The sequence below is a fragment of the Pseudomonas sp. LBUM1640 genome, assembly GCF_059716225.1.
Genome location: NZ_CP166816.1, coordinates 3,869,048 through 3,892,508, shown reverse-complemented (window position 1 = coordinate 3,892,508; position 23,461 = coordinate 3,869,048). Strand labels below are relative to the sequence as shown.

Annotated in this window: 22 protein-coding genes; 16 read left to right on the top strand and 6 right to left on the bottom strand. The window is 60.6% G+C overall.

The annotated features are described in order from the left end of the window. Window positions 1-40 precede the first annotated feature (40 nt). Window positions 41-1,087: an alginate lyase family protein gene (locus ACA065_RS17250; protein WP_497690735.1), complete on the bottom strand. Its 1,047-nt coding sequence runs from the start codon at window positions 1,085-1,087 to the stop codon at window positions 41-43. Between the two features lie 108 nt (window positions 1,088-1,195). Between ACA065_RS17250 and dapF the strand changes: the two genes are divergently transcribed. Further along, window positions 1,196-1,999, top strand: coding sequence for a diaminopimelate epimerase (dapF, locus tag ACA065_RS17245; protein WP_497690734.1), 804 nt, complete (start codon window positions 1,196-1,198; stop codon window positions 1,997-1,999). Here dapF and ACA065_RS17240 read toward each other — a convergent pair. Both ACA065_RS17240 and ACA065_RS17235 read right to left on the bottom strand, forming a co-directional pair. Continuing rightward, the gene (locus tag ACA065_RS17240) at window positions 1,996-3,129 is read right to left on the bottom strand and encodes a PAS domain-containing sensor histidine kinase (RefSeq protein WP_497690733.1); all 1,134 of its coding nucleotides are present in this window, start codon (window positions 3,127-3,129) and stop codon (window positions 1,996-1,998) included. The genes dapF and ACA065_RS17240 overlap by 4 nt on opposite strands. Beyond that, a complete protein-coding gene (locus tag ACA065_RS17235; RefSeq protein WP_497690732.1) occupies window positions 3,119-3,934 on the bottom strand; it encodes an alpha/beta fold hydrolase in 816 nt (271 codons plus the stop codon). The genes ACA065_RS17240 and ACA065_RS17235 overlap by 11 nt, the downstream gene beginning before the upstream one ends. Window positions 3,935-4,064: 130 nt before the next feature. On the opposite strand from ACA065_RS17235, the gene ACA065_RS17230 reads away from it, so the two are divergent. Continuing rightward, complete coding sequence (locus tag ACA065_RS17230) at window positions 4,065-5,270, top strand: TPM domain-containing protein (protein ID WP_497695368.1); 1,206 nt, start codon at window positions 4,065-4,067, stop codon at window positions 5,268-5,270. Window positions 5,271-5,274: 4 nt separating this feature from the next. Here ACA065_RS17230 and ACA065_RS17225 read toward each other — a convergent pair whose 3' ends face one another. Further along, window positions 5,275-5,496 carry a hypothetical protein gene (locus ACA065_RS17225; RefSeq protein ID WP_497690731.1) on the bottom strand — a complete coding sequence of 74 codons (222 nt, stop codon included), beginning with the start codon at window positions 5,494-5,496 and terminating at the stop codon, window positions 5,275-5,277. Between the two features lie 120 nt (window positions 5,497-5,616). Between ACA065_RS17225 and ACA065_RS17220 the strand changes: the two genes are divergently transcribed. After that, the gene (locus ACA065_RS17220; RefSeq protein WP_497690730.1) at window positions 5,617-6,162 is read left to right on the top strand and encodes a GNAT family N-acetyltransferase; all 546 of its coding nucleotides are present in this window, start codon (window positions 5,617-5,619) and stop codon (window positions 6,160-6,162) included. Window positions 6,163-6,166: 4 nt separating this feature from the next. Here ACA065_RS17220 and ACA065_RS17215 read toward each other — a convergent pair whose 3' ends face one another. Then, on the bottom strand, window positions 6,167-6,661 hold the full coding sequence (locus ACA065_RS17215) for a DUF1543 domain-containing protein (RefSeq protein ID WP_497690729.1): 495 nt from the start codon (window positions 6,659-6,661) through the stop codon (window positions 6,167-6,169). Between the two features lie 106 nt (window positions 6,662-6,767). On the opposite strand from ACA065_RS17215, the gene ACA065_RS17210 reads away from it, so the two are divergent. Beyond that, window positions 6,768-7,589 carry an aldo/keto reductase gene (locus ACA065_RS17210; RefSeq protein WP_497690728.1) on the top strand — a complete coding sequence of 274 codons (822 nt, stop codon included), beginning with the start codon at window positions 6,768-6,770 and terminating at the stop codon, window positions 7,587-7,589. A 56-nt stretch (window positions 7,590-7,645) separates the two neighbouring features. On the opposite strand, the gene ACA065_RS17205 is transcribed toward ACA065_RS17210, so the two are convergent. Further along, entirely contained in the window at window positions 7,646-8,161 is a 516-nt protein-coding gene (locus tag ACA065_RS17205) for an Hcp family type VI secretion system effector (protein ID WP_159957170.1), read from the bottom strand. A gap of 475 nt (window positions 8,162-8,636) precedes the next feature. On the opposite strand from ACA065_RS17205, the gene tssA reads away from it, so the two are divergent. The 12 genes from tssA to icmH all read left to right on the top strand — a co-directional run bounded on the left by tssA (window position 8,637) and on the right by icmH (window position 23,453). Then, window positions 8,637-10,190, top strand: a complete 1,554-nt coding sequence (gene tssA / locus ACA065_RS17200) for a type VI secretion system protein TssA (RefSeq protein ID WP_497690727.1) — start codon at window positions 8,637-8,639, stop codon at window positions 10,188-10,190. 32 nt (window positions 10,191-10,222) lie between these two features. Next, a complete protein-coding gene (gene tssB, locus ACA065_RS17195; RefSeq protein WP_497690726.1) occupies window positions 10,223-10,732 on the top strand; it encodes a type VI secretion system contractile sheath small subunit in 510 nt (169 codons plus the stop codon). An 18-nt stretch (window positions 10,733-10,750) separates the two neighbouring features. Then, complete coding sequence (gene tssC, locus ACA065_RS17190; RefSeq protein ID WP_497695367.1) at window positions 10,751-12,226, top strand: type VI secretion system contractile sheath large subunit; 1,476 nt, start codon at window positions 10,751-10,753, stop codon at window positions 12,224-12,226. Beyond that, window positions 12,223-12,642, top strand: coding sequence for a type VI secretion system baseplate subunit TssE (tssE, locus tag ACA065_RS17185; RefSeq protein ID WP_497690725.1), 420 nt, complete (start codon window positions 12,223-12,225; stop codon window positions 12,640-12,642). Before tssC ends, tssE begins: the two co-directional genes overlap by 4 nt. Next, entirely contained in the window at window positions 12,632-14,419 is a 1,788-nt protein-coding gene (gene tssF / locus ACA065_RS17180) for a type VI secretion system baseplate subunit TssF (RefSeq protein WP_497690724.1), read from the top strand. The genes tssE and tssF overlap by 11 nt, the downstream gene beginning before the upstream one ends. Continuing rightward, window positions 14,383-15,390 carry a type VI secretion system baseplate subunit TssG gene (gene tssG, locus ACA065_RS17175; protein ID WP_497690723.1) on the top strand — a complete coding sequence of 336 codons (1,008 nt, stop codon included), beginning with the start codon at window positions 14,383-14,385 and terminating at the stop codon, window positions 15,388-15,390. Before tssF ends, tssG begins: the two co-directional genes overlap by 37 nt. Window positions 15,391-15,402: 12 nt before the next feature. After that, entirely contained in the window at window positions 15,403-17,826 is a 2,424-nt protein-coding gene (locus ACA065_RS17170) for an AAA family ATPase (protein WP_497690722.1), read from the top strand. Then, the gene (locus ACA065_RS17165; protein ID WP_497690721.1) at window positions 17,826-19,358 is read left to right on the top strand and encodes a sigma-54 interaction domain-containing protein; all 1,533 of its coding nucleotides are present in this window, start codon (window positions 17,826-17,828) and stop codon (window positions 19,356-19,358) included. The genes ACA065_RS17170 and ACA065_RS17165 overlap by 1 nt, the downstream gene beginning before the upstream one ends. A 232-nt stretch (window positions 19,359-19,590) precedes the next feature. After that, window positions 19,591-20,766, top strand: coding sequence for a type VI secretion system-associated FHA domain protein TagH (gene tagH, locus ACA065_RS17160; protein ID WP_497690720.1), 1,176 nt, complete (start codon window positions 19,591-19,593; stop codon window positions 20,764-20,766). Window positions 20,767-20,771: 5 nt separating this feature from the next. Then, on the top strand, window positions 20,772-21,257 hold the full coding sequence (tssJ, locus tag ACA065_RS17155; RefSeq protein WP_497690719.1) for a type VI secretion system lipoprotein TssJ: 486 nt from the start codon (window positions 20,772-20,774) through the stop codon (window positions 21,255-21,257). Between the two features lies 1 nt (window position 21,258). Further along, window positions 21,259-22,587, top strand: coding sequence for a type VI secretion system baseplate subunit TssK (gene tssK / locus ACA065_RS17150; RefSeq protein ID WP_497690718.1), 1,329 nt, complete (start codon window positions 21,259-21,261; stop codon window positions 22,585-22,587). 5 nt (window positions 22,588-22,592) lie between these two features. Next, window positions 22,593-23,453, top strand: a complete 861-nt coding sequence (gene icmH, locus ACA065_RS17145) for a type IVB secretion system protein IcmH/DotU (RefSeq protein WP_497690717.1) — start codon at window positions 22,593-22,595, stop codon at window positions 23,451-23,453. The last annotated feature ends 8 nt before the right edge of the window (window positions 23,454-23,461 follow it).

Here is a 23,461-nt window from a genome sequence, read left to right as displayed (position 1 = left end):
CAATCCTTTGCAAAGGGCAGTGCGGCCAGTCTAGCCGCGCTTACTTCAAATAGCAGGCACTGATCCAGTCGGCCGGCTGCGCTGCCAATTGCGTGGCCACGGGCAAGTAACGCTTGTCCAATTGCGCCGCCAGCCAGAACAACGTCGCGCTGCTCTTGGGTTGCCAGGTGCCGCTGTAACCGGCTTCACCCACGCCAGCGCGGTCTTTGTCGAATTGCACATGGGTGTGCACGAACTCCTGATGGCTGCGCTGCCCATTGGCATATGGCACCAGCCAATCAAGGGCGGCCGCCAGGGACGCGCCGTTCGCGCGCAGGGTCAGCCAGTCGCCGCCGACGCCGTTGGGCTTGGCTGCCAGCGCGGCTTGCACCAACGGTTCGAGGTCGTAGACCACGTAATGCAGGGCGTCGCGGTCCTGAAAGTCGGTCACCGAACCCTCAGGCAGCACGTTATCGGCGATCTGCTGTTTAAACAGCTGATGGGCGTGCTCAAGCATCGCCTGGTCGCCGAGTGCGGCGCCCGCCACGGTGACCAATTTTACGCGATGACTCTGCCAGTTATTGGTCTGGGTGGCTTTTTTCTGCCTGTGGAATTGTTCGATGCGCGCGATGTAGCCGTTGCCCAATGTGCTGATCAGGCGACGGCTGGCCTCGCGGGTTGCCGGGCGCAGGCTGTCGGCGGTGAGCGCATAGGCAGTGATCAGCATGTCGAGGTTGGTTTCGTCGATCGGGTTGAAATCCGGCTGGTACACCTCGGCCCATGCGGCAAGGTAGTCGTCGACTTGCTTGAGGTAGCGCGGGTCATTGCTTAACCGCCACGCCAGGGCCGCCTGGCGCATCACCGGCCAATCCTGTTCGGTGGCGATACTTTGCTCGCGGATTCCCTGGTGAGGCAGGGTGCCTTCGGTGTGCAGATGGGGCAGGGGATGCGGCGGGTCTGCCAAGTGCCGTTGCGCGGCGGCCAGCAGCGCCTGAGCTACCGGGTTCGACGTGGCCGGCTGGCACAGGCTCGGTGCTTGCGCGGCTGCTATTGCGGTGTGGGAAAGCGCGACGAGCAGTGTGGTAAAAATGAGGGTGGTTTTTTGCATGGCGGGCTCTGCCGGACCGTAACGCGCCCACGCTAGCACGCTGGCGAATCGGCTTGGATGAAACTCCCGTATGCTGACCTCCCACCCAGTTCGCCTCTAGGACACCCCATGACCTTGCCGTTTGTGAAGATGCATGCCCACGGCGACGATTTCATCATCATCGACCGCCGTGGCCAGGGCGACCCGATCACTGCGCAGATCGCCCGCCGCCTGGGCAATCGCCACACCGGTATCGGTTTCAACCAGCTGGCCGTGGTTCTCGATTGCGATGACGCCGCTGCGCGCATCAAGTTCTGGAACCCCAACGGCACGCCGCTGCAGACCTGCGGCAGCGCCACACGGGGTGTCGCCGACCGTTTGATGCATGAAACCGGCCGCGATTCGATTGTGCTGCGCACCGACCGTGGCTTGCTCAAATGCGTTCGCGCGGCGGGGCAGCAGGTGTCGGTCGATATGGGCGAGCCGTCGCTGGGCTGGGCAGCCGTGCCGCTGGCCGAGGCGATGGATACCCGCAGCTTGCCCATCCAGGGCGACCCGGCGGCGTGCAGCATGGGCAACCCGCATTGCACTTTTTTTGTGGAGGACATCGCCGCCGTCGACGTGGCAGCCGTCGGCCCTGCACTCGAAACCCACCCGTTGTTCCCGGCCAGGACCAATGTGCATTTTGTGCAGGTGCTGGACCGCAGCCATATCCGCCTGCGCATCTGGGAGCGCGGCGGTGGTGTGCCGCAGGGCTCCGGTTCGTGTTGTTGCGCGGCGGTGGTCAACGGCATTCGACGCGGCCTGCTGGATGAAACGGTGCAGGTGCAGTGCGACGGCGGCACGCTCATGGTGCAGTGGGACGGGCAGGGCGGTGTGATATTGACCGGCAGCGTGGAACCGATCATGCAGGGCACCGCGTACGGTTTCTAAAATTTCACGGTAAACGTCGTGCCGTGGGGGGCGCAGGAACTCACCGCCACATCGCCGCCGTGTACTTTGGCCAACTCGCGCACGATGTACAGGCCCAAGCCCACGCTGCGCACATCGCTGCCCTGGTCGGTGCCACGGGTCATGGGCTCGAACAGGCCGGCCAGCAACGCCTGGGGAATCACCGCGCCGTAGTTGTGTACCGACACTTCACAGCCTTTATCGTAGAGCCTGGAGGTGACGGTGATCGGTTGATGCAGGTCGCCGTACGCCACGCTGTTGGCCACCAGGTTGCCGATGATCTGCTGCACACGGTCGGCATCCAGGCAGGCATCGCCCTGGCCTTGGGCGTGATGCGCCAACGTGGCCTTGGGAAAGGCCATGCGCAACTCATCCACGGCGCATGCAATTACCGCGTGCAAATCCAACGGTGCGGCTTTGATAGAGATACCGTGGCCGACCCGGGCCTGGGTGAAGTCCAGCAGGTCGGCGATCATTCGCTGGGCGCGCTCGGACGACTGGGCGATATGGCCCAATAACTGATGCTCCTTGGCCGTACGCTCGCCACGGTCGAGAAAGTCGGATGCCATACGGATGGCCGTAAGAGGGTTCTTCAAATCGTGACTGACGATCGCCACCATTTGCTCGGCAAACAGCGCACGGCGCTGGGCAATGGCGTAAGCCTCGCTCAACTCGGCCTGGGCTTGCTGCAGCGCGATTTCGGTGGCGGTTCTTTCCTGCAACAGTGCTTCGGCCATGTGGCGCGCGTTGAGCAGCTCGCGTTCGTACTTGTCACGGTCGGTGGTGCCGAACAAGGCCAGGTCGAACATCACCGCGTCAGCCTCTTCGCGCTTGTTGCCATTGAGCAGCACGGTCACTTTGTGCCCGTCGTGGTGCAGCATGTCGAGTTTCACTTCGCTGACACTGCCGCGCAGGCGCAGCATGGGCGCCAGGTGCGTCTGGTGGAAAATCCGCCCGCCCATGCTCAACAAATCCTGAAAGCGCCGCCCGCACAGTTCAGCGCTGCTGAACCCCAGCCATTCGCTGAACCGCGCGTTGGCCTGCAGGATCGTGCCGTCTTCAGCGGTGACGGCCAGGGCGCAGGCGGCGTTGTCGAACAGCTCAGCCGACATCGGCAATCGCCCACGGCGCCAGAAAGCTGTCCATGGCCGCCGCACAGGCCAGCGGCGCGCTCATGTGTGGGCAATGGCCGATGTTGTCCACCAGGCAGTAAGTACTGTTGGGCAGCACGCCATGCAGGTATTCACCCACGGCGACCGGGGCGATCAGGTCGTCGCTCGATTGCAGGATCAGCACCGGGGTGGTCAGGCCGATCACGTCCTGGCGGTTGTCCGACATAAAGGTGACCCGCGCAAATTGCTTGGCGATGTCGGGCTCAGTACGGCAGAAACTGTCGCGCAACTCCGCGCTCAATGCTGGCTGGGCGGGGGCGCCCATGATCACCGGGGCCATGGCGCTGGACCAGCCAAGGTAGTTGCTGTCGAGGGTGTCGAGCAGGTCGTCGATGTCGCTGCGCTGGAAACCGCCGACGTAACCGGCATCATCAATGTAGCGCGGCGAGGGGCCGACCATTACATGGGCGGCGATGCGCCCGGGGGCCAGGCGGTCGGTGAGGGTGGCGATCATTGCGCTGACCGAGTGGCTGACCAGGATCACCGGGCCCGTGGCAAAGGCTTCGATAATCTCGTTCAAATCCTGGGCGTAGCCGTCCAGTGTGCTGTATTTGGTTTTGTCGAACGCACCGAGGTCCGACAGGCCGGCACCGACCAAGTCGTACATCACCACGCGGAAACGATCAATGAATGGCGGCGCCAGGTAATTCCACATGGCTTGGTTGCAGCCGAACCCGTGGGAAAACACCAGGGTCGCCATCCCATTGCCCATCACACTGACGTTGTTGCGGTGCTCTAGGTTCATGGCGTCCTCCTGGATGGCGTTTTGCTATGCGCGCGTGGGCGCAGTTTAGATAGTCGCAGGCGTGGGGTCACGCGTTATACGTCGATAAGGTAAAGTCGGTGACTCCAAGAAGAAACTTCAGGTAACAAATATAATGGCGATTCTGCGGCAATCCGTATTGAGTCTACTGGCGCTGGTATTCGTTGCGCTGCTGAGCACCGCCCAGGCGCAGACTTCGCCCCTCGGCGTTACCCTGGACCAGCGGGTGATCGACCTCACCAACACCCTCGACGCCGGCACCACCCAACGCCTTAAAGACCAACTTGCCGCCCTTGAGCAGCGCAAAGGCGCGCAAGTCGCGGTACTGCTGGTGCCCACCACCGGCGGCGCGAGCATTGAGGACTACGCCAACCAACTGTTCCGCGCCTGGAAACTGGGGCGCAAGGACGTCAACGACGGCATCCTGCTGGTCGTGGCCAAGGACGACCGCAAAGTGCGCATCGAGGTGGGTTATGGCCTGGAAGGCACCGTCACCGACCTGTTGGCCCATCGCATCATTGAAGAACACATCACCCCGGCATTTCGCCAGGGCGACTACGTGGGCGGTGTGCAGCAAGCGGTCAACGATCTGACCATGCTGGTGGACGGCGGCGACCTGCCGAAGCAGGCGGCGCCGCAGGTTAACCCGCAGATCATCGCGGTACTGCTGGCGTTTATCGCCGGCGCCATCGGCGGTGTATTGATCGCCGCCGGCAAGCTGCACTGGCGCCGTGCGCTGATTGCCACCGTGGCGGTGACGGTGCTGCTGGCGATTTATGCGGGGGGCCATGAATGGCCGCTGTACCTGCTGGCCTTTCCCCTGACCCTGCTGATCGGCGGGGCCACGTTTGGCGTCTTGTGGCTGGCGCGCGCGGTGTTTTACTGCGTGGTGGCAGCGCTGGCGTACATCATCGCGTTGCTGGTGGTGGACCACTTCGTGGGCGTCAATTTCGTGCACTGGCTGGCGCTGCCATTTGGCGGCGCCTTGGTGTTGGCGCTGTACGTGGGGCTGTTCTTCGTCATCCGTGAATCCTGGAAGACCAAACCACGTTTCTTCCTTGTGCGTGCGTTGGTGGTGGCAGCGGTGTACGTGGCGGTGGGGTTCATGCTCGGGCACGGTTACCAGGGCTGGATACTGGCGATACCGGCGGCCTCCGTCGTGGCGTTCATAGTGTTTATCCAGAGCATTTCCGATGGTGGCTCGGGGTCGGGCGGCGGGTCGGGTTCAAGTTCCGGCAGCTCCAGTTCCAGCTCCAGCAGCAGTTCGTCCGGTGGCGGTGGTTCCAGCGGCGGCGGCGGGGCGTCGGGCAGTTGGTAAGCCGCTAGCGCGGCGTGTAGCCCACCCAGCCTTTAAAACTGAAACCGGCGTAGTGCGCCACCACCAGCGGCGCGCCCGCGCCCAACACCAACACATTGCCGGTGGATGGCACGCGTTCGCGCAGCAGCAGCGTGGTCATGCGCTGCAGTCCGTCAAAACCCGGCACCAACCGCACGGGGCCTTCGGCGTAGCGGGCGACAGCGTCAGGGTCGGAAAAAAAGCTCATGGCGGCACCTGCGGATTTGGCGAGGGGTAAACCCTACTGTGGCAACGTAACAGAGGCAATTGCTGCCACCGGCTTTCGTGGTAAAACGTTGATCTTTTCCACCCCGAGTACGGATGCTCAATGCCTGCCACCAACACCCCAAACATCATCATTCGTGAGGCCATCGCCGAGGACTCCCTGTGCATTGGCGTATTGGGCATGCAGGTGTTCCTCGACACCTATGCCACCGAAGGTATTCGCAGCTCGATTGCCAATGAAGCGCTGCAAGCCTTTGCGCCGCACGCCATCGCTGCACTGATCGCGCAACCAGGCACTTCACTGCTGGTCGCTGAAACCAACGGCCACCTGATCGGCTTTGCCCAGATCAAGCTCAACGCCAGCCACTCGATGATCGACACCGCCGACACTGCCGAGCTGCAACGCCTCTACCTCCAGGAGCGATTTACCGGCTGCGGGCTGGGCTGTCAATTGCTGCAAGCGGCGGAGCAAAACGCTGCACGCAATGGCGCGGCGTTACTGTGGGCGACCGTGTGGGTGGGCAACGAGCGCGCGTTGGGTTTTTACCCGCGGCGCGGCTATGAGGTGCTGGGTTCACCCACCTATACCTTCCAGGGCGAAACCCATGGCAATCGCCTGTTTGGTAAAGCCCTGCCACTCAACGCGTAAGGGCTCAGGGCAGGACGATATAGTCGTTCTGTTGGATGATCGGTCGATGCGGGCCTTGCACCAGGTGGACGTAGCGCCCATCCACCAGGTCGATAGGCAGGCAGTCGTCGATATCCATGACGCCGTCGGTATGCGCCTGTGACCAGTGGCGCAGCATCTGTTGTTTGCCCTTGCTCATCGCCTCCTTTTTGTTGCGGGCGACCAGCAGCAGGTAATGGTGGGCCTCGCCAAACGCGTTGGCTTCATAGCCGCCGAGGTTGATGAAGTACAGGTGATGCGCATCCGCCTGCGGCGCCATCTGGCTGATCTCGACTTTCCAGCCGTCGACGCCATCGACGGCCATCCACGAATCGATATGCACGCCCTTGGGGCTGCCGAACCAGCCGTCGCGCAGTTGCGGGTAGGCCGCCTCCAACGTATCCGCCACCGCGAACACCACATCGTGAACTTCAATTCTGGCCCGTGGGTGCTTGCCCCCGAGCATGACGACAAACAGCATTGCAGGTTCTTCCTGGCGACTTGGCAAAGGCTAACCATACTTCGATTGAACCCTTTTGTCCGGTCAGTGCCACACAGTTAATCCGCACACTCATCAGGAGGTTGTCATGCGTACTATTGATCTGGCCGGTGTTCCCGTGCCTGTCATCGGCCAGGGCACCTGGCGCATGGGGGAAAACCCTGACCAGCGTCGGGCTGAAGTCGCCGCGTTGCAATTGGGCATCGACGAGGGCATGAGCCTGATCGATACCGCCGAAATGTATGGCGAAGGCGGTGCCGAAGAAGTCGTCGGCGAGGCCATTCGCGGTAAGCGTGACCAGGTGTTCCTGGTCAGTAAAGTCTACCCTCACAATGCCAGCCACAAGGGTGTCCCTCGCGCCTGTGAAGCCAGCCTGCAGCGCCTGGGCACCGATTATATTGATCTGTACCTGTTGCACTGGCGCGGCCAATACCCTCTTGAAGAAACCGTCGAAGCTTTTGAACGCCTGCGCGAGGCCGGCAAGATCGGCCGTTGGGGCGTTTCCAATTTTGACGTGGCCGACCTGCAAGAACTTGCCTCCCCAGCCTGTGCGACCAACCAGGTGCTCTACAACATCGAAGAGCGTGGTATTGAATTCGACCTGCTGCCGTGGTGGCAACAGCACCACTTGCCATTGATGGCTTATTGCCCCATCGCCCAGGGCGGTGAATTGCTGTCCAGCCCCACGCTCAAGCAAATCGCGCGACGCCATGAGGTGACACCGGCCCAGGTATCACTCGCCTGGGTCTTGCGCCAGGACGGTGTGATTGCCATCCCCAAGGCCGTTACACCCGAACACGTGCGGCTCAATGCCGGTGCCGCGCAACTGGTGCTGGATGAGCACGACCTGGACGCAATCGACCGTGTATTCGGCGCACCCAAACGCAAGCACCCGCTCGCGATGGTGTAGCCGGCCAGCAGCGGGCACGGCGCCGTCCTTGGCAGCCGTGCCCGCATCAGCCGAGGTTAGCCGGCGACCGGGCTACGCCAGTCGTCCGAGCCGGACGTACCGGCCACTTCGTGGGTCCAGATGATCTTGCGATAGGTGAAATACACATCCTCCAAATGGGTGAAGTGCGCATTGTCGGGGTCCTGGCAATTGGGCATGCGCGATTGAACGTCGACGATGGTCGCGCCTTCCAGCTCAATGGTGAAGTAATGCTCCTGGGTGCCGGCCGAGGAGGTGCGGAACCACTCCAGCCGGCACGACACTTCTTCGCCCGAGGTCAGCGCGCTGAACAGCAGTGGTGAGGATTTATCGAAGACTTTGCTGATCATCAGCGGTTTGTGCACCCGTTGGCCGGTTGGCTGGCCCGACTGCGGATCGCGGGGAATGATCACCTGATGGGCAAATGCCTGCACGAGGATCTGATCCTCATGCCCCTCCTGATAGATGTTGCCGACCGAATCCTGGGTAAATGTGCCTGCCGTGATCAAACCTTGTTTTACACCGGTAACAGAGAGGTACGCGGGTGTTGGCATGACTGGTTTCCTTGTCTGATTGAGTAGGTATTCCTGAACGGCGAGGATGCTGTTCAGGCAAGTCTCTATAACAAGAAGCGTGCCTGAAATGACAAAGGCTAATGAAATAAAGGCGTTGGAAGTTTGTGGGCTGGGTTGGTTTAAAAGTTGTGGTGTTTTTATCGGCTTTTAGGGTCGATGTTTGCGCGCATGTGTGCAGTTAGTTGCTCACGCTGTGTGCGGTGTATGTGCGTGGCCGCACAGGGTAAAGGGGGTGTTTGTACTGGTTTAACTGCGCAGCTTGCTGCGCAGGTCCTGATTTTACTGGCGTGTAGGAAGTTTCTTAAGTATGGGTCTTTGACTTGCTGATTGTTCGTTGGATGGCTAAGGTTCGACTGCTTCCTTGAATATTGAACAGGAATCAAATGGGGTTCCGGTTTGTTTAATTGGAATAAGTTTGCTGCTTTTACCATGCAATAGTTCTCTGCGGCCAAAAATGCTTTATTCAGACACGCTGTATGCTTATTACCTTGAAGTTGCGCGGCAACCTTGTTCGCCAGGGAATTTTGCCGGCGGTGATATTCGGTTTTCGAGCGAGTTTGAAGCCTTGGAATCCGAGCTTGGCAAGGCGCAATCGATTCACGGTGCAAGCCTGCCCGATTGGCAGAAGGTCAGCGAGAACAGCGAGGGCCTGCTGCGTGAGCAGTCCAAGGATCTGCGGGTCGCAGCCTGGTTGGCCTGGGCGCTGTATCAGCGTGATTCATTTCCCGGGCTTTTGGCTGGCCTCGGTTTACTGCGTCATCTGTGTGAGCAGCACTGGGCGGTTGTGTACCCCGCCAAGTCGCGGACCCGCAGCGCCGCGTTTAATTGGTTGGTGTTGCGGCTGGAGCCACTCTTTGCGCAGAGCTTGTCCCTTACCGACCAGTTGCCCTTGTTCCAGGCGCTCCTGGAGCACCTCGCGAGCCTGGACGCGTTATGGGGCGAGCACCTCGGTGATGATGCGCCCTTGTTGTTGCCGATCCGCAGGCAATTGTCGGAGCGCCTGGCACTTGCTGCGCAAAGCCGACCTGATCCTGGCGGGCTTGCGGGCGTCATTGCCCAGGTCAAGCAGGCGACAACGCAATTGCGCAAGCCCGAGCAGCCGGTCAATAACGAAAAAGACGCGCAAAAACTGCTGCGTGCATTGCAGGAACAGGCTCGCCCGTTGTGTGCCTGGTGGTTACGCCAGAGTGCGACTGACCTGCGTGCCTTGCGCCTGAGCCGAACCCTGGCATGGCTGACGCTCATCAACTACCCGGACGCCAATAGTGAGCGCGTAACGGCGTTGCGTGCGCCGGCACCCGACAAGCTCAAGCGCTTCCAGGATCGCTTTAACCAGGGGCATTACGCGGATCTTTTGCTGGAACTCGAGGTAAGCCTGGCCACTGCGTTGTTCTGGTTCGACGGGTTGCGTATGGCCTGGGAGTGCCTTGAAGCCCTGCAGGCTGACCTGGCCATGACCGAGTTGGAAATGAATTTTGCCTTGTTGTTGCAACGCCTGCCGAGCCTGCCCGAGTTCAGGTTTGACGACGGCAGCGGGTTTGCCGACGCCGCGACGGCGGACTGGATCGCGCTGCATGTGCTCCGTCATCTGCATAAGGCCGAGCCCGCCAGCGTCGTGGCCGATGTCGGCAGCGAACCTTGGGAAGCGGCTTTGCAGGCCGTGATGTCCAGGCTGCGTAAGGACGGGCTCAAGGCGGCGGTCGGCGAGCTCAAGCAAGGTGTGCAGGCCGCGTGCAGTGACCGAGCGCGTTTTCATTGGCGATTGGCGCTGGCGAGGTTGTGCATTCGGGCGGGCAAGCATGAGTTGGGCAAGATCCAGCTTGAACAGCTCGACCTTGAACTACAGCACGCAGGCCTTGAGCGTTGGGAGCCTGAGTTGGCTTTTCAAGTCGCCCGGCTCCTGCATCGCTGCTACGACCTTTTGCCCCAAGACCACGCCGTGCGCGAGCGCAAGGAAGTCACCCATCGCAGGTTGTGCCACTTCGATCTCGAAGCGGTACTTGAATAGGCTTTCGAGCCCACCAAAAAAGGAGAAATACCGTGGCCAAAGACGGTTCGGTAGCACCCAAGGAACGTATCAATATCACCTTCAAGCCCGCCATCGGCGGTGCTCAAGAGGAAGTCGAGCTGCCGTTGAAGTTGCTGGTGCTGGGGGATTTCAGCCAGCGTGAAGATTCGCGCAAGCTCGAAGATCGAAAGCCTATTGGTATCGACAAGAACACCCTCGATGAGGTGCTGGCCAAACAAGCGTTGAGCTTGACGTTGAGCGTGCCCAATCGTTTGCAGGACAACACCGGCGTCGAAGAGTTGGCCATCCAGGTTCGGATCAACTCAATGAAAGATTTCAACCCTGCACACCTGGTTGAGCAAATCCCCGAATTACAAAAACTGATGGCATTGCGTGAAGCGTTGATGGCGCTCAAGGGGCCGCTGGGCAACACCCCCAGCTTTCGCAAAGCCATTGAACAAGCACTGGCCGATGACGAGTCGCGTGCGCGGGTACTTGCTGAGCTGGGGCTGAGCAGCTCTGGCGCCGCGAAACTTCAGTAAAAGGACACTGACACCATGATGACTACCCCGCAAAATTCGCAGTCGGCCAGCACGGCTGACGAGTACAGCATCCTCGACAACATCGTTGCCCAGACGCTGCTGAGTGCCGACGACGAGGCCTACGGCATCGCCAAACGTGGCGTGTCGGCGTTCATCGAAGAGCTGCTCAAGCCGCAGAACAGTGCAGAGCCGGTGAAGAAACGCCTGGTCGACCGGATGATCGCCGAGATCGATACCAAACTCAGCCAGCAAATGGACGAGATTCTTCATCACCCGGATTTCCAGGCACTGGAGTCTGCCTGGAGGGGCCTGCTCTTGCTGGTCGAGCGCACCAACTTCCGAGAGAACATCAAGATCGAACTGTTGAATGTCTCGCGGCAGGACCTGCTGGATGACTTTGAGGACTCGCCGGAAATTACCCAGTCCGGGCTCTACAAGCATATTTACAGCGCCGAATACGGTCAGTTCGGTGGCCAGCCGGTAGGCGCAATCATTGCCAACTATTTCCTTTCACCCAGTGCACCTGACGTAAAGCTGATGCAGTACGCATCCAGCGTAGCCTGTATGGCTCACGCACCTTTTATCGCCGCTGCCGGGCCGAGCTTCTTTGGATTGGAAAGCTTCACGGGGTTGCCTGATCTCAAGGACCTCAGGGACCATTTCGAAGGACCGCAGTTTGCCAAATGGCAAAGCTTTCGCCAGAGCGAAGACGCCCGCTATATCGGCCTTACCGTGCCACGCTTCCTGCTGCGCACGCCCTATGATCCGCTTGAATGCCCGGTCAAAACCTTTGCCTATCAGGAAACCGTGGTCAACAGCCACGAGCACTATCTATGGGGCAACACCGCGTATGCCTTCGCGACGCGCCTGACCGACAGCTTCGCGCGCTTTCGCTGGTGCCCGAATATCATCGGCCCGCAAAGCGGCGGGGCAGTGGAGGATCTGCCGCTGCATCACTTCCAGAGCATGGGTGAGATCGAAACCAAGATCCCGACCGAAGTACTGGTTTCAGACCGGCGCGAATATGAGCTGGCGCAAGAGGGTTTTATTGCCCTGACCATGCGCAAGGGCAGCGACAACGCCGCGTTCTTTTCCGCCAGTTCCGTGCAGAAGCCCAAGTCGTTCGGCACCAGTGAAGAGGGCAAGGCGGCCGAATTGAATTACCGCCTTGGCACCCAGCTGCCCTACATGATGGTGGTCAATCGCCTGGCTCATTACCTCAAAGTCCTGCAGCGCGAGCAATTGGGCTCGTGGAAAGAGCGCACGGACCTGGAGCTGGAGCTCAACAAGTGGATTCGTCAATACGTCGCCGATCAGGAGAACCCCAGTGCCGAGGTGCGTGGGCGCCGCCCATTGCGGGCAGCGCGCATCGTTGTCAGTGATGTTGACGGAGAGCCTGGCTGGTATCGGGTGAACTTGAGCGTGCGCCCGCACTTCAAGTACATGGGGGCAGACTTCACGTTGTCGCTGGTCGGCAAGCTCGATAAAGAATGAGCCGGAGCCAGGGGAGGCCCCACCACAATAGCCTTTTCGAACGCCTCGAATGCGATGCACCCACCCAGACGTGCGGCGTGACGTCTGTCGCCGCACACTTGGGGAAGATGCTCAGCACCCGCGCAGGCAGTGTCCAGACGCTGCCTGACTACGGCTTGCCTGATCTCAATGACATGCGCCTTAGCTTGCATGAGTCCTTGAGCCAGTCACGCCTGCTGATCGAGCGTTTCATCCGGGCTTACGAGCCGCGGTTGGCGAATGTGCGCGTCCGTGTGCTGCCACGGGTGAACGAGCCTTTGACCTTGGCCTTTGCGATTGACGCCGCGCTGATGATCGAGGGTGTGATGCAACCCGTTGTGTTCCATGCGCGACTGAGCGATGCCGGGCACGTTGAGGTCAGCATCGATGGGCTTTAATCACTATTTTCAGAGTGAGCTCAGCGCCTTGCGGCAACTCGGGCGACAGTTCTCCGAGCGTAACCCTGCGCTGGCGCCGTTTCTTGCGCAGACCGGCCAGGATCCGGATGTAGAACGATTACTGGAAGGGTTTGCGTTCCTGACGGGTCGCCTGCGCCAGAAGCTGGATGATGAGTTGCCAGAGCTCACGCATTCCTTGATGCATTTGCTATGGCCTAACTACATGCGGCCAATGCCGGCCTTCAGCATCCTGCAATTTGACCCCTTGAAACGTGCAGGCCCGACGGTGCGAGTGGCGCGCGATACTGCGGTGGAAAGTGCAGCTGTCCAGGGCGAGCGCTGTCGCTTTCGCACCTGCTACACCACGGATGTCATGCCATTGCAACTCAGTGGCCTGGAGTACAGGTGTCAGGGCGAAAGCGCATGTTTGGACCTGCGTTTGAACATGAGTGCCGAGGGCAATTTCAGCGAGCTGGCGTTTGACGCCTTGCGCCTGCACCTGGCCGGGGACCGCTATATCAGCCAAGGGCTGTACCTCAGCCTGCTGCGCCACCTTGACGGCATCCATTTACTGTTACTGGATCACGCAGGTTTGCCGGTCAATGGCACTGATGGGCAACCGGCAACGCTGCGTTTGCGCGCCAGTCAGGTCCAGCCGGTGGGGTTTTCAGAGGCGCAGGCGCTGATTCCGTATCCGCAGAATACGTTCCCTGGTTATCGACACCTGCAGGAATACTTTGCCTTTCCTGACAAGTACCTGTTTGTCGATGTCGAGGGGTTGGGTGCGCTGCACTCGCTCCCCCATGCACTGCTCAAGCAGGTGCATGGCATGGTGCTGCGCTTCGAACTGCGCACCCAGGGCCACCAACCCCAACCGCCCACGCTGGACAACGTGAAGTTGTATTGCACGCCCATCGTCAACCTGTTCAAACATGATGCGGTGCCCGTTCGCATGGACGGAAAACAGGACGAGTACCTTCTGGTGCCGGGGGAATATACGCCGGGCAATGCTGCGGTGTTTTCCGTGGACAGTGTCATCGGCTGGCGCCCTGGCGGGTTGGGTTATCAGGCGTACGTGCCTTTCGAATCCTTTGAGCATGATGCCGATGTCGACCTGTCGACGGCGCCTTCCAGCTACAGCCTTCGTCAACGCGTGTCGTTGCAGCATGGTGGCCTTGATACCTGGATGGGGTTCGGCGCTCGCTCTGGGAACGGCCAGGAAACACTTTCGATCGAACTGACCTGTACCAATGGCAACCTGCCACGGCAGTTGCGCGCAGGCGACATAAACCAGCCCTGTGAACAGGCACCGGTGTCACTCACCTTTCGCAATATCACTGCGCCAACTGCGAGCTTTGTACCGCCATTGGATCAGGACTTCCTGTGGAAGCTGATCAGCAACATGTCGCTCAGCTACGTGTCATTGGCCGATATCAACGCCTTGAAAGTGATCCTCGAAACCTACGACTTTGCGCGCTATCACGATCGGCAGGCGCAAAAGGTCAGCCAGACAAGGCTGGGTGCGTTGCGATCGATCAGCCACGAGGCAGTCGACCGGTTGCACCGTGGGCTGCCCATTCGCGGTTTACGCGTGGACCTTGCAATCGATCCACAAGGGTTTCTCGGGTTGGGCGACATGTTTGTGTTCGCCTCCGTCCTCAACGAGTTCTTCGCACTCTACGCCAGCCTTAATTCGTATCACGAGTTGCGAGTCACCAGCACACAAGGAGACGTGTATCTATGGCCATCCCGGATGGGGCAACAGCCCCTGCTTTGACCCACCTGTGTCGGGTGATTCGTGAGTACACGCTGTTCCAGGCGGTTCAGCAGGTGATCGAACGATTGCGCGAGGCCCACCCGCTATTGGATGAGGACGCGCTGTATGCGCAGCTGGAGTTCCAGGCGAACCCTGGCCTGGGGTTTGCGGGGCATGACATTGATCGTGTGGAGTTTTTTGTGGAGCACGGCCAATTGCGCGCGCGTCTGCGCCTGAACATTTTGGGGTTATTTGGTGCGGGCTCGCCACTGCCGGCATTTTATGGCGAGCAGGCGTTTACCGAGCGGCCTGGGGGCAACCCTACCCGCGACTTCCTCGACCTGTTCCACCAGCGGCTGCACCGGCTGATGTTGCCGATCTGGCGTAAGTACCGCTACCGCGCGTGTTTCCAGCGCGGTGCCAGCGATGTGTTTTCCGAGCAGATGTTTGCGCTGATCGGCTTGGGTGGCACGGCGATTCGCCGAGCCACGCAACTGGACTGCAAGCGACTGTTGCCTTACCTGGGGCTCCTGAGTTTGCGCGCGCATTCGGCCGCGTTGATCGAGACCGTCCTGCGGTACTACTTCAAGCACACCCCGTTGTTCATCGAACAATGGGTCGAGCGCACCGTGGAGGTCGCCCCTTTGCAACGCAATAACTTGGGCGTCGCCAACAGCGAGCTCGGTCAGAACCTGGTGTTGGGGCAGCGTGTGGCCGACCGCAGTGGGAAGTTCAGGGTGCAGGTGCTGGCACTCAGTTGGCAGCGTCTTCACGAGTTCCTGCCCACTGGCAGCGGGTATCAGCCCTTGTGCTCACTGGTGCGTTTCACCCTGCGCGATCCGTTGGAGTTCGACCTGCGCCTGGTGTTGGCCAAAGGCGAGATCAAGGCGTTGCACATTGGCGAGCGCAATGTCTGTCGCCTGGGTTGGACCACCTGGCTGGAACCTGAACATGCCGATGGCGTGGTCACGCTTGCGGGCAACTTTCGTTAGGGACGGATGATCATGATTAATGTAGACCTGCAACAACTTATACGCACGTTGACAGCCCAGGCACGGCGTGACCTGGAACGCGCATCCGAGCGTTGTGTGATGCGCGGTGGCCGTGAAGTGCTGGTGGAAGATTTGCTGCTGGCGTTGCTGGAGCATCCCGACGGGTTGATGGTCAAGGCCCTGGCTGACGCCGGCGTGCAGACGAGCGAGCTGCAAGCAACATTGCAGCCCAGAAGCGAACAGAGCGCTACCCGCAACCCGGTTTTCGCCCAGGCGCTGGTTCACTGGCTGCAGCAGGCGCTGATGGTTGCTCACATTGAGCTGGAGCAACGCTGTGTGGATCACGGCGCGCTGTTGCTGGCGCTGTTGCGCCACCCGTTGGATTACTCCGGCAGCGGCTATCACGGCGTGCTGAGCCGTCTGGATGCCGGCCGCGTGCGTGATTTCCTCGTGAGCCAGGTGGGTGAGCCCCAAGCTGAGGTGTCCGAGTCGCTGTTGCAGCGTTTTACCCATGACCTGACCCGCCAGGCGCGCGAAGGGTTGATCGATCCGGTGTTGTGTCGTGACAGTGAAATACGACAACTGATCGATATCCTTGTACGGCGGCGCAAGAACAACCCGATTCTGGTCGGCGAGGCCGGTGTGGGGAAAACGGCGATTGTTGAAGGGCTTGCCCTGAAAATCGTCACTTCACAGGTGCCCGAGGCGCTCAAGGATGTGCGCTTGCTGACCCTGGATATGGGCCTGCTGCAAGCCGGTGCCAGCCTCAAGGGCGAATTCGAGCGGCGCCTCAAGGGCTTGATCGATGAGGTCAACGCTGCGCCACAGCCGGTGATCCTGTTTATCGACGAGGCCCACACCCTGGTAGGCGCGGGAGGCCAGGCCGGAGGTTCCGACGCCGCGAACCTGCTTAAGCCGGCATTGGCGCGGGGAGGGCTGCGTACCATCGCAGCGACGACGTGGGCGGAGTACAAACAGTACATCGAAAAGGACCCGGCATTGGCGCGGCGTTTCCAACCGGTGCTGGTCGGCGAGCCGAGCGTTGAAGAGGCCGTGTCCATCCTGCGCGGCCTGGTCCCGGTGTATGAGGCGAGCCATGGGGTTTACGTACGCGACGATGCAGTCGTAGCGGCAGCGCATATGAGCGCGCGTTACCTCGCGGGCCGCCAGTTACCGGACAAGGCCGTGGATGTGCTGGACACGGCGTGCGCCCGGGTGCGAACGCGCCAGGCCATGCCGCCCGAGGCATTGCAGAGTCTTTGTGCGCAGCTGGAGCAAGGCACCCGGCAGCATCGGGCATTGAGCCGGGACGCCGACATGGGATTGCCGGTGGATGCGCAGGCGCTGCAGGCGTTGAAGGTGCACTTGCAAGCCGTTGAGTGCGAGCGCCAGGCGCTGGAGCAGCAGGACGGGCAATCATCGGGCACGCTTGAGGTGTGCCCGCGCCTGGTGGCGCAGGTCATCAGCGCCTGGACCGGTATTCCGGTGGAGCAGTTAGCGCTGGAGCCCAACGAAAAAGTCCTGGGCTTTGCCGATGCCCTGCGCGCTCGCATCCTGGGGCAAGAGCACGCCGTGCAGGCCCTTGACCGCGCCCTGCGAGCCGTTGCTGCCGGCCTGAACAAGCCAGAGTCGCCGGTAGGGGTTTTTCTACTGGTGGGCCCCAGCGGGGTAGGCAAGACAGAAACCGCACTGGCGCTGGCGGATCTTTTGTACGGCGGTGAGCGGTTTATCACCACCATCAACATGTCGGAGTACCAGGAAAAGCATGCCTTGTCCCGCCTGATCGGCGCTCCACCGGGCTACATCGGTTACGGCGAGGGCGGCATCCTCACGGAAGCCGTGCGCCAACGCCCGTATTCAGTGGTGCTGCTCGACGAAGTCGAGAAAGCCGACCCGGAAGTGCTGAACCTGTTTTACCAAGTCTTTGACAAGGGCCGCGCCAATGATGGCGAAGGGCGAGAAATTGATTTTCGCAATACGCTGCTCCTGATGACGTCAAACCTGGGCAGCGACTGCATCAGCGCGCTATGTGCAGACGGCCGGCGACCCGACGCCCAGGTGTTGCAGGAGGCGCTGCACCCGGTGCTGCGTGCTCATTTCAAACCGGCCTTGTTGGCCCGGATGCGTGTCGTGCCGTACTACCCGATTGAGGGGCACGTGCTGCACGACGTGGCAAGGCTCAAGTTGGCAAGCCTGGGGGAGCGGCTGCAGCGACGCAAGCTCACGTTTACGTACTCGCCCGAGCTGATTACACACATGGCCGAGCGTTGTGCCCACGCAGATAGCGGTGCGCGGTACATCGATCAATGGGTGGAGCGGTATTTGCTGCCACAGATGGTAGACCGCCTTCTCAGCGCCATGGCCATGGGTGAGTCATTGTCCTTGGCGCATGCGCAATTGGATGGCAACGGCCAGCCGACGTGTGAGTTCAGCTGATGACAGACGACCTGTTTAGCGATCTTCCCGATCCTCTGGCCTCTGCCAATACCTTGCTGAGCTGCTTGATGGGCTTGGCCCAAGGCGGTGACGAAGCAACCTTGCCTGACGTGTGTGTTGCGGGTGCCGCGCAACTGAGCCAGTGCGAACTCAGCCAGTTGTATCTGATGGATGAGGTGACGGGTCGACTTGACCTGATCGCCCAGCACGTGCCCGAAACGCTGAGGTGCATCGACCTGGCTGCGGGGCCTGCATGGCAAAAAGAGCAACTGCTGCACTACGTCCTCAACCAGCGGCACATGCTCAGCATTGATGACGTGGAACATTGCCTCTATGACACGGCTTTTCTGCCGGCGACGCAGACGCCTTGGCGTTCATTGTTGGCGGTGCCGTTGTTCAATCGGGGCCAGCACATTACCGGCGTACTGCTGTGTGCCAGTTGGCAGGCAACGCCGTTGCATGGCTATGCCCGGTCATTGGGCAAATTGGGCAGCGTTGCCTTGAACCAGTTGCGCCTGCTGCGGTGCGTTCAGCCCGCGCCAGGCGCGACAAGGTCGCAACGCGGTGCGCCGATTACAGGGGCGTATGGCTTGATCGGCAACAGCGCGGCGATTGAGGCGACCTGCCACTTGATCGACAAGGTCTTGCATACCCCTTACACCGTTCTGTTACGCGGCGAGACCGGCACCGGCAAGGAAGTCGTGGCACGCGCCATTCACTCGGCGGGGCCGCGCAGTGCCCAGGCTTTCGTGGTGCAAAATTGCGCAGCTTTCCCGGAGGGCTTGCTGGAGAGCGAGCTGTTTGGCTACCGCAAAGGTGCATTCACCGGTGCCGAGCGCAATTATGCGGGGCTGTTCGACGCCGCACATGGCGGCACGTTGTTGCTGGATGAAATCGGCGACATGCCGCTGGCATTGCAAGCCAAGTTGCTGCGGGTATTGCAGGACGGCGAGGTTCGTCCGTTGGGCGCCAGCAGCGCCCATAAGGTCGACGTGCGCATCATCGCCGCGACCCACCGTGACCTGGCTGCGATGGTGGCAGAGGGCAGTTTCCGCGAAGACCTTTATTACCGGCTCGCCCAGTTCCCTATCCAATTACCTGCCTTGCGTGAGCGCGATGGCGATGTGCTGCAACTGGCGCGACATTTCGCTGACAAGGCGTGTGCGTCACTCGGCAGGGCGCCTGTTGAGTGGTCGAACAGCGCACTTGACCAACTGTCGAGCCACGGCTTCCCCGGCAATGTCCGCGAACTCAAGTGCCTGGTGGAGCGCGCCGTTCTGCTGTGTGACGACGGCATGATTTTGCCCGTGCACTTGTCTCTGCCTCTGGGCCCGGTGGCTGGCGCTTCAGTCGATACGACGTTGCGCCAGCGCATGGAGCGAGTGGAGCGGGTGTTCCTGATGGATTGTTTGCACAAGAATCGTGGCAATCGCACGCGCACTGCACGTGAACTTGGCGTTGCGCGTCGCACGCTGCTCTACCGTCTTGCTCGTCTGAACATTCCTTTTGGCGATGCCAAGGGTGAGTGCTGAATGGTGTGCTTGAACATTGCCGAGTATGACCGCCGCCTGCGTCGAATCGGGCCTGGCGACCTTAACGTTGTGGGGGAAACCTGATGCCTGTTCGTGCGTGGCAAGCCGTTGTGCTTGTGTTGTGTTTGTTGGGGGGGTGCAGCGCGAACTATGTGTTTGATGATGCCGATTACCGCCCGTTGGGTGAGCCGAAGGTAACCACCCGTGGCCAGTAAATGGGGAGCGTCAGACCATGCAACTCGTGTTTGAAGTCTGTGATGTCAAGGGCGTGAACAGCGCAGTCTCGGCCCGCAAAATGTTCGACGGGCGTGGTGGTGTGATTGGCCGCGGTGCGGGTTGTGACTGGATGATTGCTGATTCCAGCCGCTTGCTTTCCAGCCACCATGGATTGGTCGCTTACCGCGAAGGTCGGTACTTTTTGACGGATATCAGCACTAACGGGATCGGTGTGTCCGGCAGTGCCGAGCGCCTGCGCAAAGGGCAGGCACGCTTGATCGGCGACGGCGAGGTGTTTGAACTGGGACCGTTTGCGATACGCGCGCGGCTGATAGCGCAGGTGCCGTCTCGCGATGAGCCCGACGATGCCGCGAGGGGCGCCATTCCCGATGATGCATTCCTGACGTTGGACCCGATCCAATCACTGGATCTTGAGCAACAGCGTCAGACAACATCGCAGGATTTGGCGGCATTGGACGAAGTCGTCGCCGTGCCTGGGTCGTGGCCGGATCACGGTGTGGCAAGCCGGGACCACCTGACACTACCGCGACGAGCTGAACCTGCGCAGCAAGCCTCCTCGACGCCTTGCGCCCCGCCACCGCAGGACAATAACGCCTTTTGGGCGCAGTTCGCGGCTGCGCTGGGCATTTGCCTGGAGGCTCAGGACCGCGCCAGCCAGGAGGCTCTGGCGATCAAGGCGGCGCGCTTGCTTCGCATGGGCGTCGAGGGCTTGCAACAAGGCCTGCGCACGTGTGAAGAGCTGAAAAGTGAGCTGGGCCTGACACTCGTCGACACCCGGCAAAAAAGCTTGAACCCCTTGACCGAGTGTGTCGATACCGATGCTGCTTTAGGGCGACTGCTGGGGCCGGAGAGTTCGGACTATCTGCCTGCCGAGCAGGCCATTGCCCAGGCCCATCGAGATCTGCAGGCCCATCAGGTTGCACTGCTGGCGGCGTCTCGCAGTGCGCTACGCAACGCACGTAATGCCTTCGCGCCAGGCCATTTGCTGATGTGCTTCGAATCTCACGATAAGCGGCCGCGGTTTTCCACCGACGGCGGGCACTGGCGCGCTTACCAGCGTCACTTCCAGCGCTTGATCGAGGATGAGCAGGCAGCCGGCGGCGACATTGCCAAGGCATACGAAGAACAGGTTCGCTTGATCTCAACACTGCACGTCGATTATTCAGGATGATAGTTATGCATCGAGCCACGCGTGTTTCAATGCTGTTCCTGCTCGGCCTGTTGGCTGGTTGCAGCGCGGTATCGCCTTTTTCCACGTTGACCAAATTGGAGGTGGCGCTGGCTGCCAGTGACCACGTCAACCCCGACCTGCACGGCCGCCCCTCGCCGGTGGTGGTGCACCTGCTTGAGTTGCGCCATCACGTTGCCTTTGAGAACGCCGACTTCTTCAGCCTGTACAGTAATGCCGAGCAAGCACTGCCCAAGGATTGGTTGGGCAGCGAGGAACTTGAGTTGCGCCCCGGTGAACGGTTGCCACTCAAGCTCAGGCTTGAACCAAAAACGCGTTTTCTGGGGGTGTTGGCGGCGTATCGAGACTTGCCTCATGTGCAATGGCGGTTGGTTATCCCGGTTACACCGCAACAGTTGACCGTGGCTGACCTCGTGCTGGACCAGAGCGGTATTCGCGTTGCCTCGCCCATACCTGACCAGGAGGCCGAGTGATATGCCGGTTCATAAAGTCATCTGGCAGGAAGGCATGTTGCTCAGGCCCCAGCATTTCCAGCACAACGACCGCTATTACCACCAGCAACTCAATCAAACCCGGTTACTTGGCAGTGATGCCTGGGGTTTCCTCACGCTTGAGGTTGACCTGCAGTACCTGAATTTTGGCAAGGTAGTGGTCAACCAGGCCTCTGGCGTTTTGCCGGACGGCAGCCTGTTCGAACTGAGCGGGGCGATGGAACCCTTGGTCCTGCAGGTGCCCGCCAACTCGGGCAAGCAAGCGATTTATCTGGCGTTGCCGCTGGTCACCGGCAACCAGGTCGAGGTGCGCGAGCAACAGCAGACTGATGTGCTGTCACGCTACCTGGCCTGTGATGTGGAGGTGGGTGATTCGAACGCCGGTGTCGACTCTCGTTTGCGTATCAGTTGCGCGCGCCCTGATCTGCGTCTTCTGCTGGGGGAACAGCCCAACGACCCCGCCTTGATCAAACTCAAGGTGGCGCAAGTGGTGGGCGCTTCCGATGAAGGCGGCGTGACCCTGGACACGGACTTCACACCCACCTTTATTTTTCTTCAGGGCAGTGGGTATGTGTCGTCGTGCCTCAAGGAGGTCATCAGCCTGCTTGGCAGCCGCGGCGACGCCATTGCGATGCGTATCCGCGGCGAAGGGGCGGCAGCCGGCTCGGAAATCGGCGACTTCCTGATGTTGCAACTGATCAATCGAACCGAACTGGAGCTACGTCATTACTTGAGCCAGGCCCAGGTTCGCCCGCAGGAGTTGTTCCGGGCGCTGCTGTCGATGTTTGGTGAGTTATCAACGTTCGCCACTGACAGCAAACGCGCGCATCTGGAGGTGCGTTACAGGCATGGCGATCAAGGTGGGAGTTTTCGCGGGCTGATGGACGGCGTCCGTGACGTGCTGTCTATGGTGTTGGAGCAACACGCCATAGAGCTGCCATTGCAGCAACGCCAATACGGGGTGTTGGTCTGCCCGGTGAGCGACCTGAAGCTGTTGGGCAGCGCAACATTCATTCTGGCGGCCACGGCGCAGTGTGATTCGGAGGAACTGCGCCATCGCCTGCCGGCACATTTGAAGGTCGGGCCGGTGGAACGCATACGCGAGTTGGTCAACCTGCACTTGGCGGGCATCAAGGTCAAACCCTTGCCGGTGGCGCCGCGCCAGATTCCGTTCCATGCCGGCAAAACCTATTTCATGCTCGATCTGAATGCCCGCGACATCACACAGTTAGAGCAGTCGGGCGGTTTCGCCTTCCATGTAGGCGGTGAATTTTCAGCGCTTGAACTCAACTTCTGGGCCATCAGGAACTGAACGCTATGGACAGTGAATACCCGCAGGACGAAAAAACCGTATTGCTCGACCATGAGGGCCGTGGCCCGGCACAGGGGCCGATAACGGATTTCCCTTCGCCGCCACGTTTCGAGCAATTGGAAGATCGCATGATCTACGCGGCCCGCGTGCAAGACGCGCAGAGTTTCAAGATAGGTCTCAACCCGCTGGTGGCCGCCGCGTCGGCTTTATTGTCGCAAGTGGTTCAGCTCAAGGGCTGCTCCGGTCGCGAAAGCCTGGGCACGGTCAACGATCGACTGTCATCGGCGGTCACTCAATTTGAAACCCGCGCCTTGCAGTGCGGGGTCGAGAGCAGCCAGGTCATTTCGGCGCGCTACGTGCTGTGCAGCGTGGTCGATGAGGCCGTGGTCACCACGGCGTGGGGTAATCGCAGCGACTGGTCGAAGATGAGCCTGTTGAGTCGCTTTCACAATGAAACCTTCGGCGGCGAGAAAGTCTTCCAGTTGTTGGAGCGACTGTCTCGCGACCCGGTCAAGCACCTGGCGATGCTGGAGTTGATGTACCTGTGCCTGTCCATCGGTTTCGAAGGCAAGTACCGCATCATGGAGCGCGGCGGGTCGCAACTCGACATCGTCCGAGACGCCTTGTATCGACAGATAAGGCAGGTGCGCGGTGAGCCACCCTCGCATCGTGTGCCGCCTGCTCCTGCGGGGCCTGCGCGACGTAGGCGAATACGCGTCATCTCTGCTGCTTGGCTTGCGGCCTTCACGTTGGCCTGTGTGCTGGCGATGTACGCAGGGTTTGCCTGGAGGCTGGGCCTCGATGCCGCGACGACGCTGCAACCCCTTCAATTTTCGGCGTCGACTCTGACTCAGACGCCCTTGTAAACGCTGGG

Bases quoted from the DNA above. Each gene is read 5' to 3' on its own strand.
- tssC (WP_497695367.1), top strand. From the start codon at position 10,751: ATGACTACCCCGCAAAATTCGCAGTCGGCCAGCACGGCTGACGAGTAC.
- tssF (WP_497690724.1), top strand. From the start codon at position 12,632: ATGGGCTTTAATCACTATTTTCAGAGTGAGCTCAGCGCCTTGCGGCAA.
- icmH (WP_497690717.1), top strand. From the start codon at position 22,593: ATGGACAGTGAATACCCGCAGGACGAAAAAACCGTATTGCTCGACCAT.
- ACA065_RS17240 (WP_497690733.1), bottom strand. From the start codon at position 3,129: ATGTCGGCTGAGCTGTTCGACAACGCCGCCTGCGCCCTGGCCGTCACC.
- tssA (WP_497690727.1), top strand. From the start codon at position 8,637: ATGCTTTATTCAGACACGCTGTATGCTTATTACCTTGAAGTTGCGCGG.
- tagH (WP_497690720.1), top strand. From the start codon at position 19,591: ATGCAACTCGTGTTTGAAGTCTGTGATGTCAAGGGCGTGAACAGCGCA.
- ACA065_RS17220 (WP_497690730.1), top strand. From the start codon at position 5,617: ATGCCTGCCACCAACACCCCAAACATCATCATTCGTGAGGCCATCGCC.
- ACA065_RS17250 (WP_497690735.1), bottom strand. From the start codon at position 1,087: ATGCAAAAAACCACCCTCATTTTTACCACACTGCTCGTCGCGCTTTCC.
- dapF (WP_497690734.1), top strand. From the start codon at position 1,196: ATGACCTTGCCGTTTGTGAAGATGCATGCCCACGGCGACGATTTCATC.
- ACA065_RS17210 (WP_497690728.1), top strand. From the start codon at position 6,768: ATGCGTACTATTGATCTGGCCGGTGTTCCCGTGCCTGTCATCGGCCAG.
- tssG (WP_497690723.1), top strand. From the start codon at position 14,383: ATGGCCATCCCGGATGGGGCAACAGCCCCTGCTTTGACCCACCTGTGT.
- tssE (WP_497690725.1), top strand. From the start codon at position 12,223: ATGAGCCGGAGCCAGGGGAGGCCCCACCACAATAGCCTTTTCGAACGC.
- ACA065_RS17235 (WP_497690732.1), bottom strand. From the start codon at position 3,934: ATGAACCTAGAGCACCGCAACAACGTCAGTGTGATGGGCAATGGGATG.
- ACA065_RS17165 (WP_497690721.1), top strand. From the start codon at position 17,826: ATGACAGACGACCTGTTTAGCGATCTTCCCGATCCTCTGGCCTCTGCC.
- ACA065_RS17225 (WP_497690731.1), bottom strand. From the start codon at position 5,496: ATGAGCTTTTTTTCCGACCCTGACGCTGTCGCCCGCTACGCCGAAGGC.
- tssK (WP_497690718.1), top strand. From the start codon at position 21,259: ATGCCGGTTCATAAAGTCATCTGGCAGGAAGGCATGTTGCTCAGGCCC.
- ACA065_RS17170 (WP_497690722.1), top strand. From the start codon at position 15,403: ATGATTAATGTAGACCTGCAACAACTTATACGCACGTTGACAGCCCAG.
- tssJ (WP_497690719.1), top strand. From the start codon at position 20,772: ATGCATCGAGCCACGCGTGTTTCAATGCTGTTCCTGCTCGGCCTGTTG.
- ACA065_RS17215 (WP_497690729.1), bottom strand. From the start codon at position 6,661: ATGCTGTTTGTCGTCATGCTCGGGGGCAAGCACCCACGGGCCAGAATT.
- ACA065_RS17205 (WP_159957170.1), bottom strand. From the start codon at position 8,161: ATGCCAACACCCGCGTACCTCTCTGTTACCGGTGTAAAACAAGGTTTG.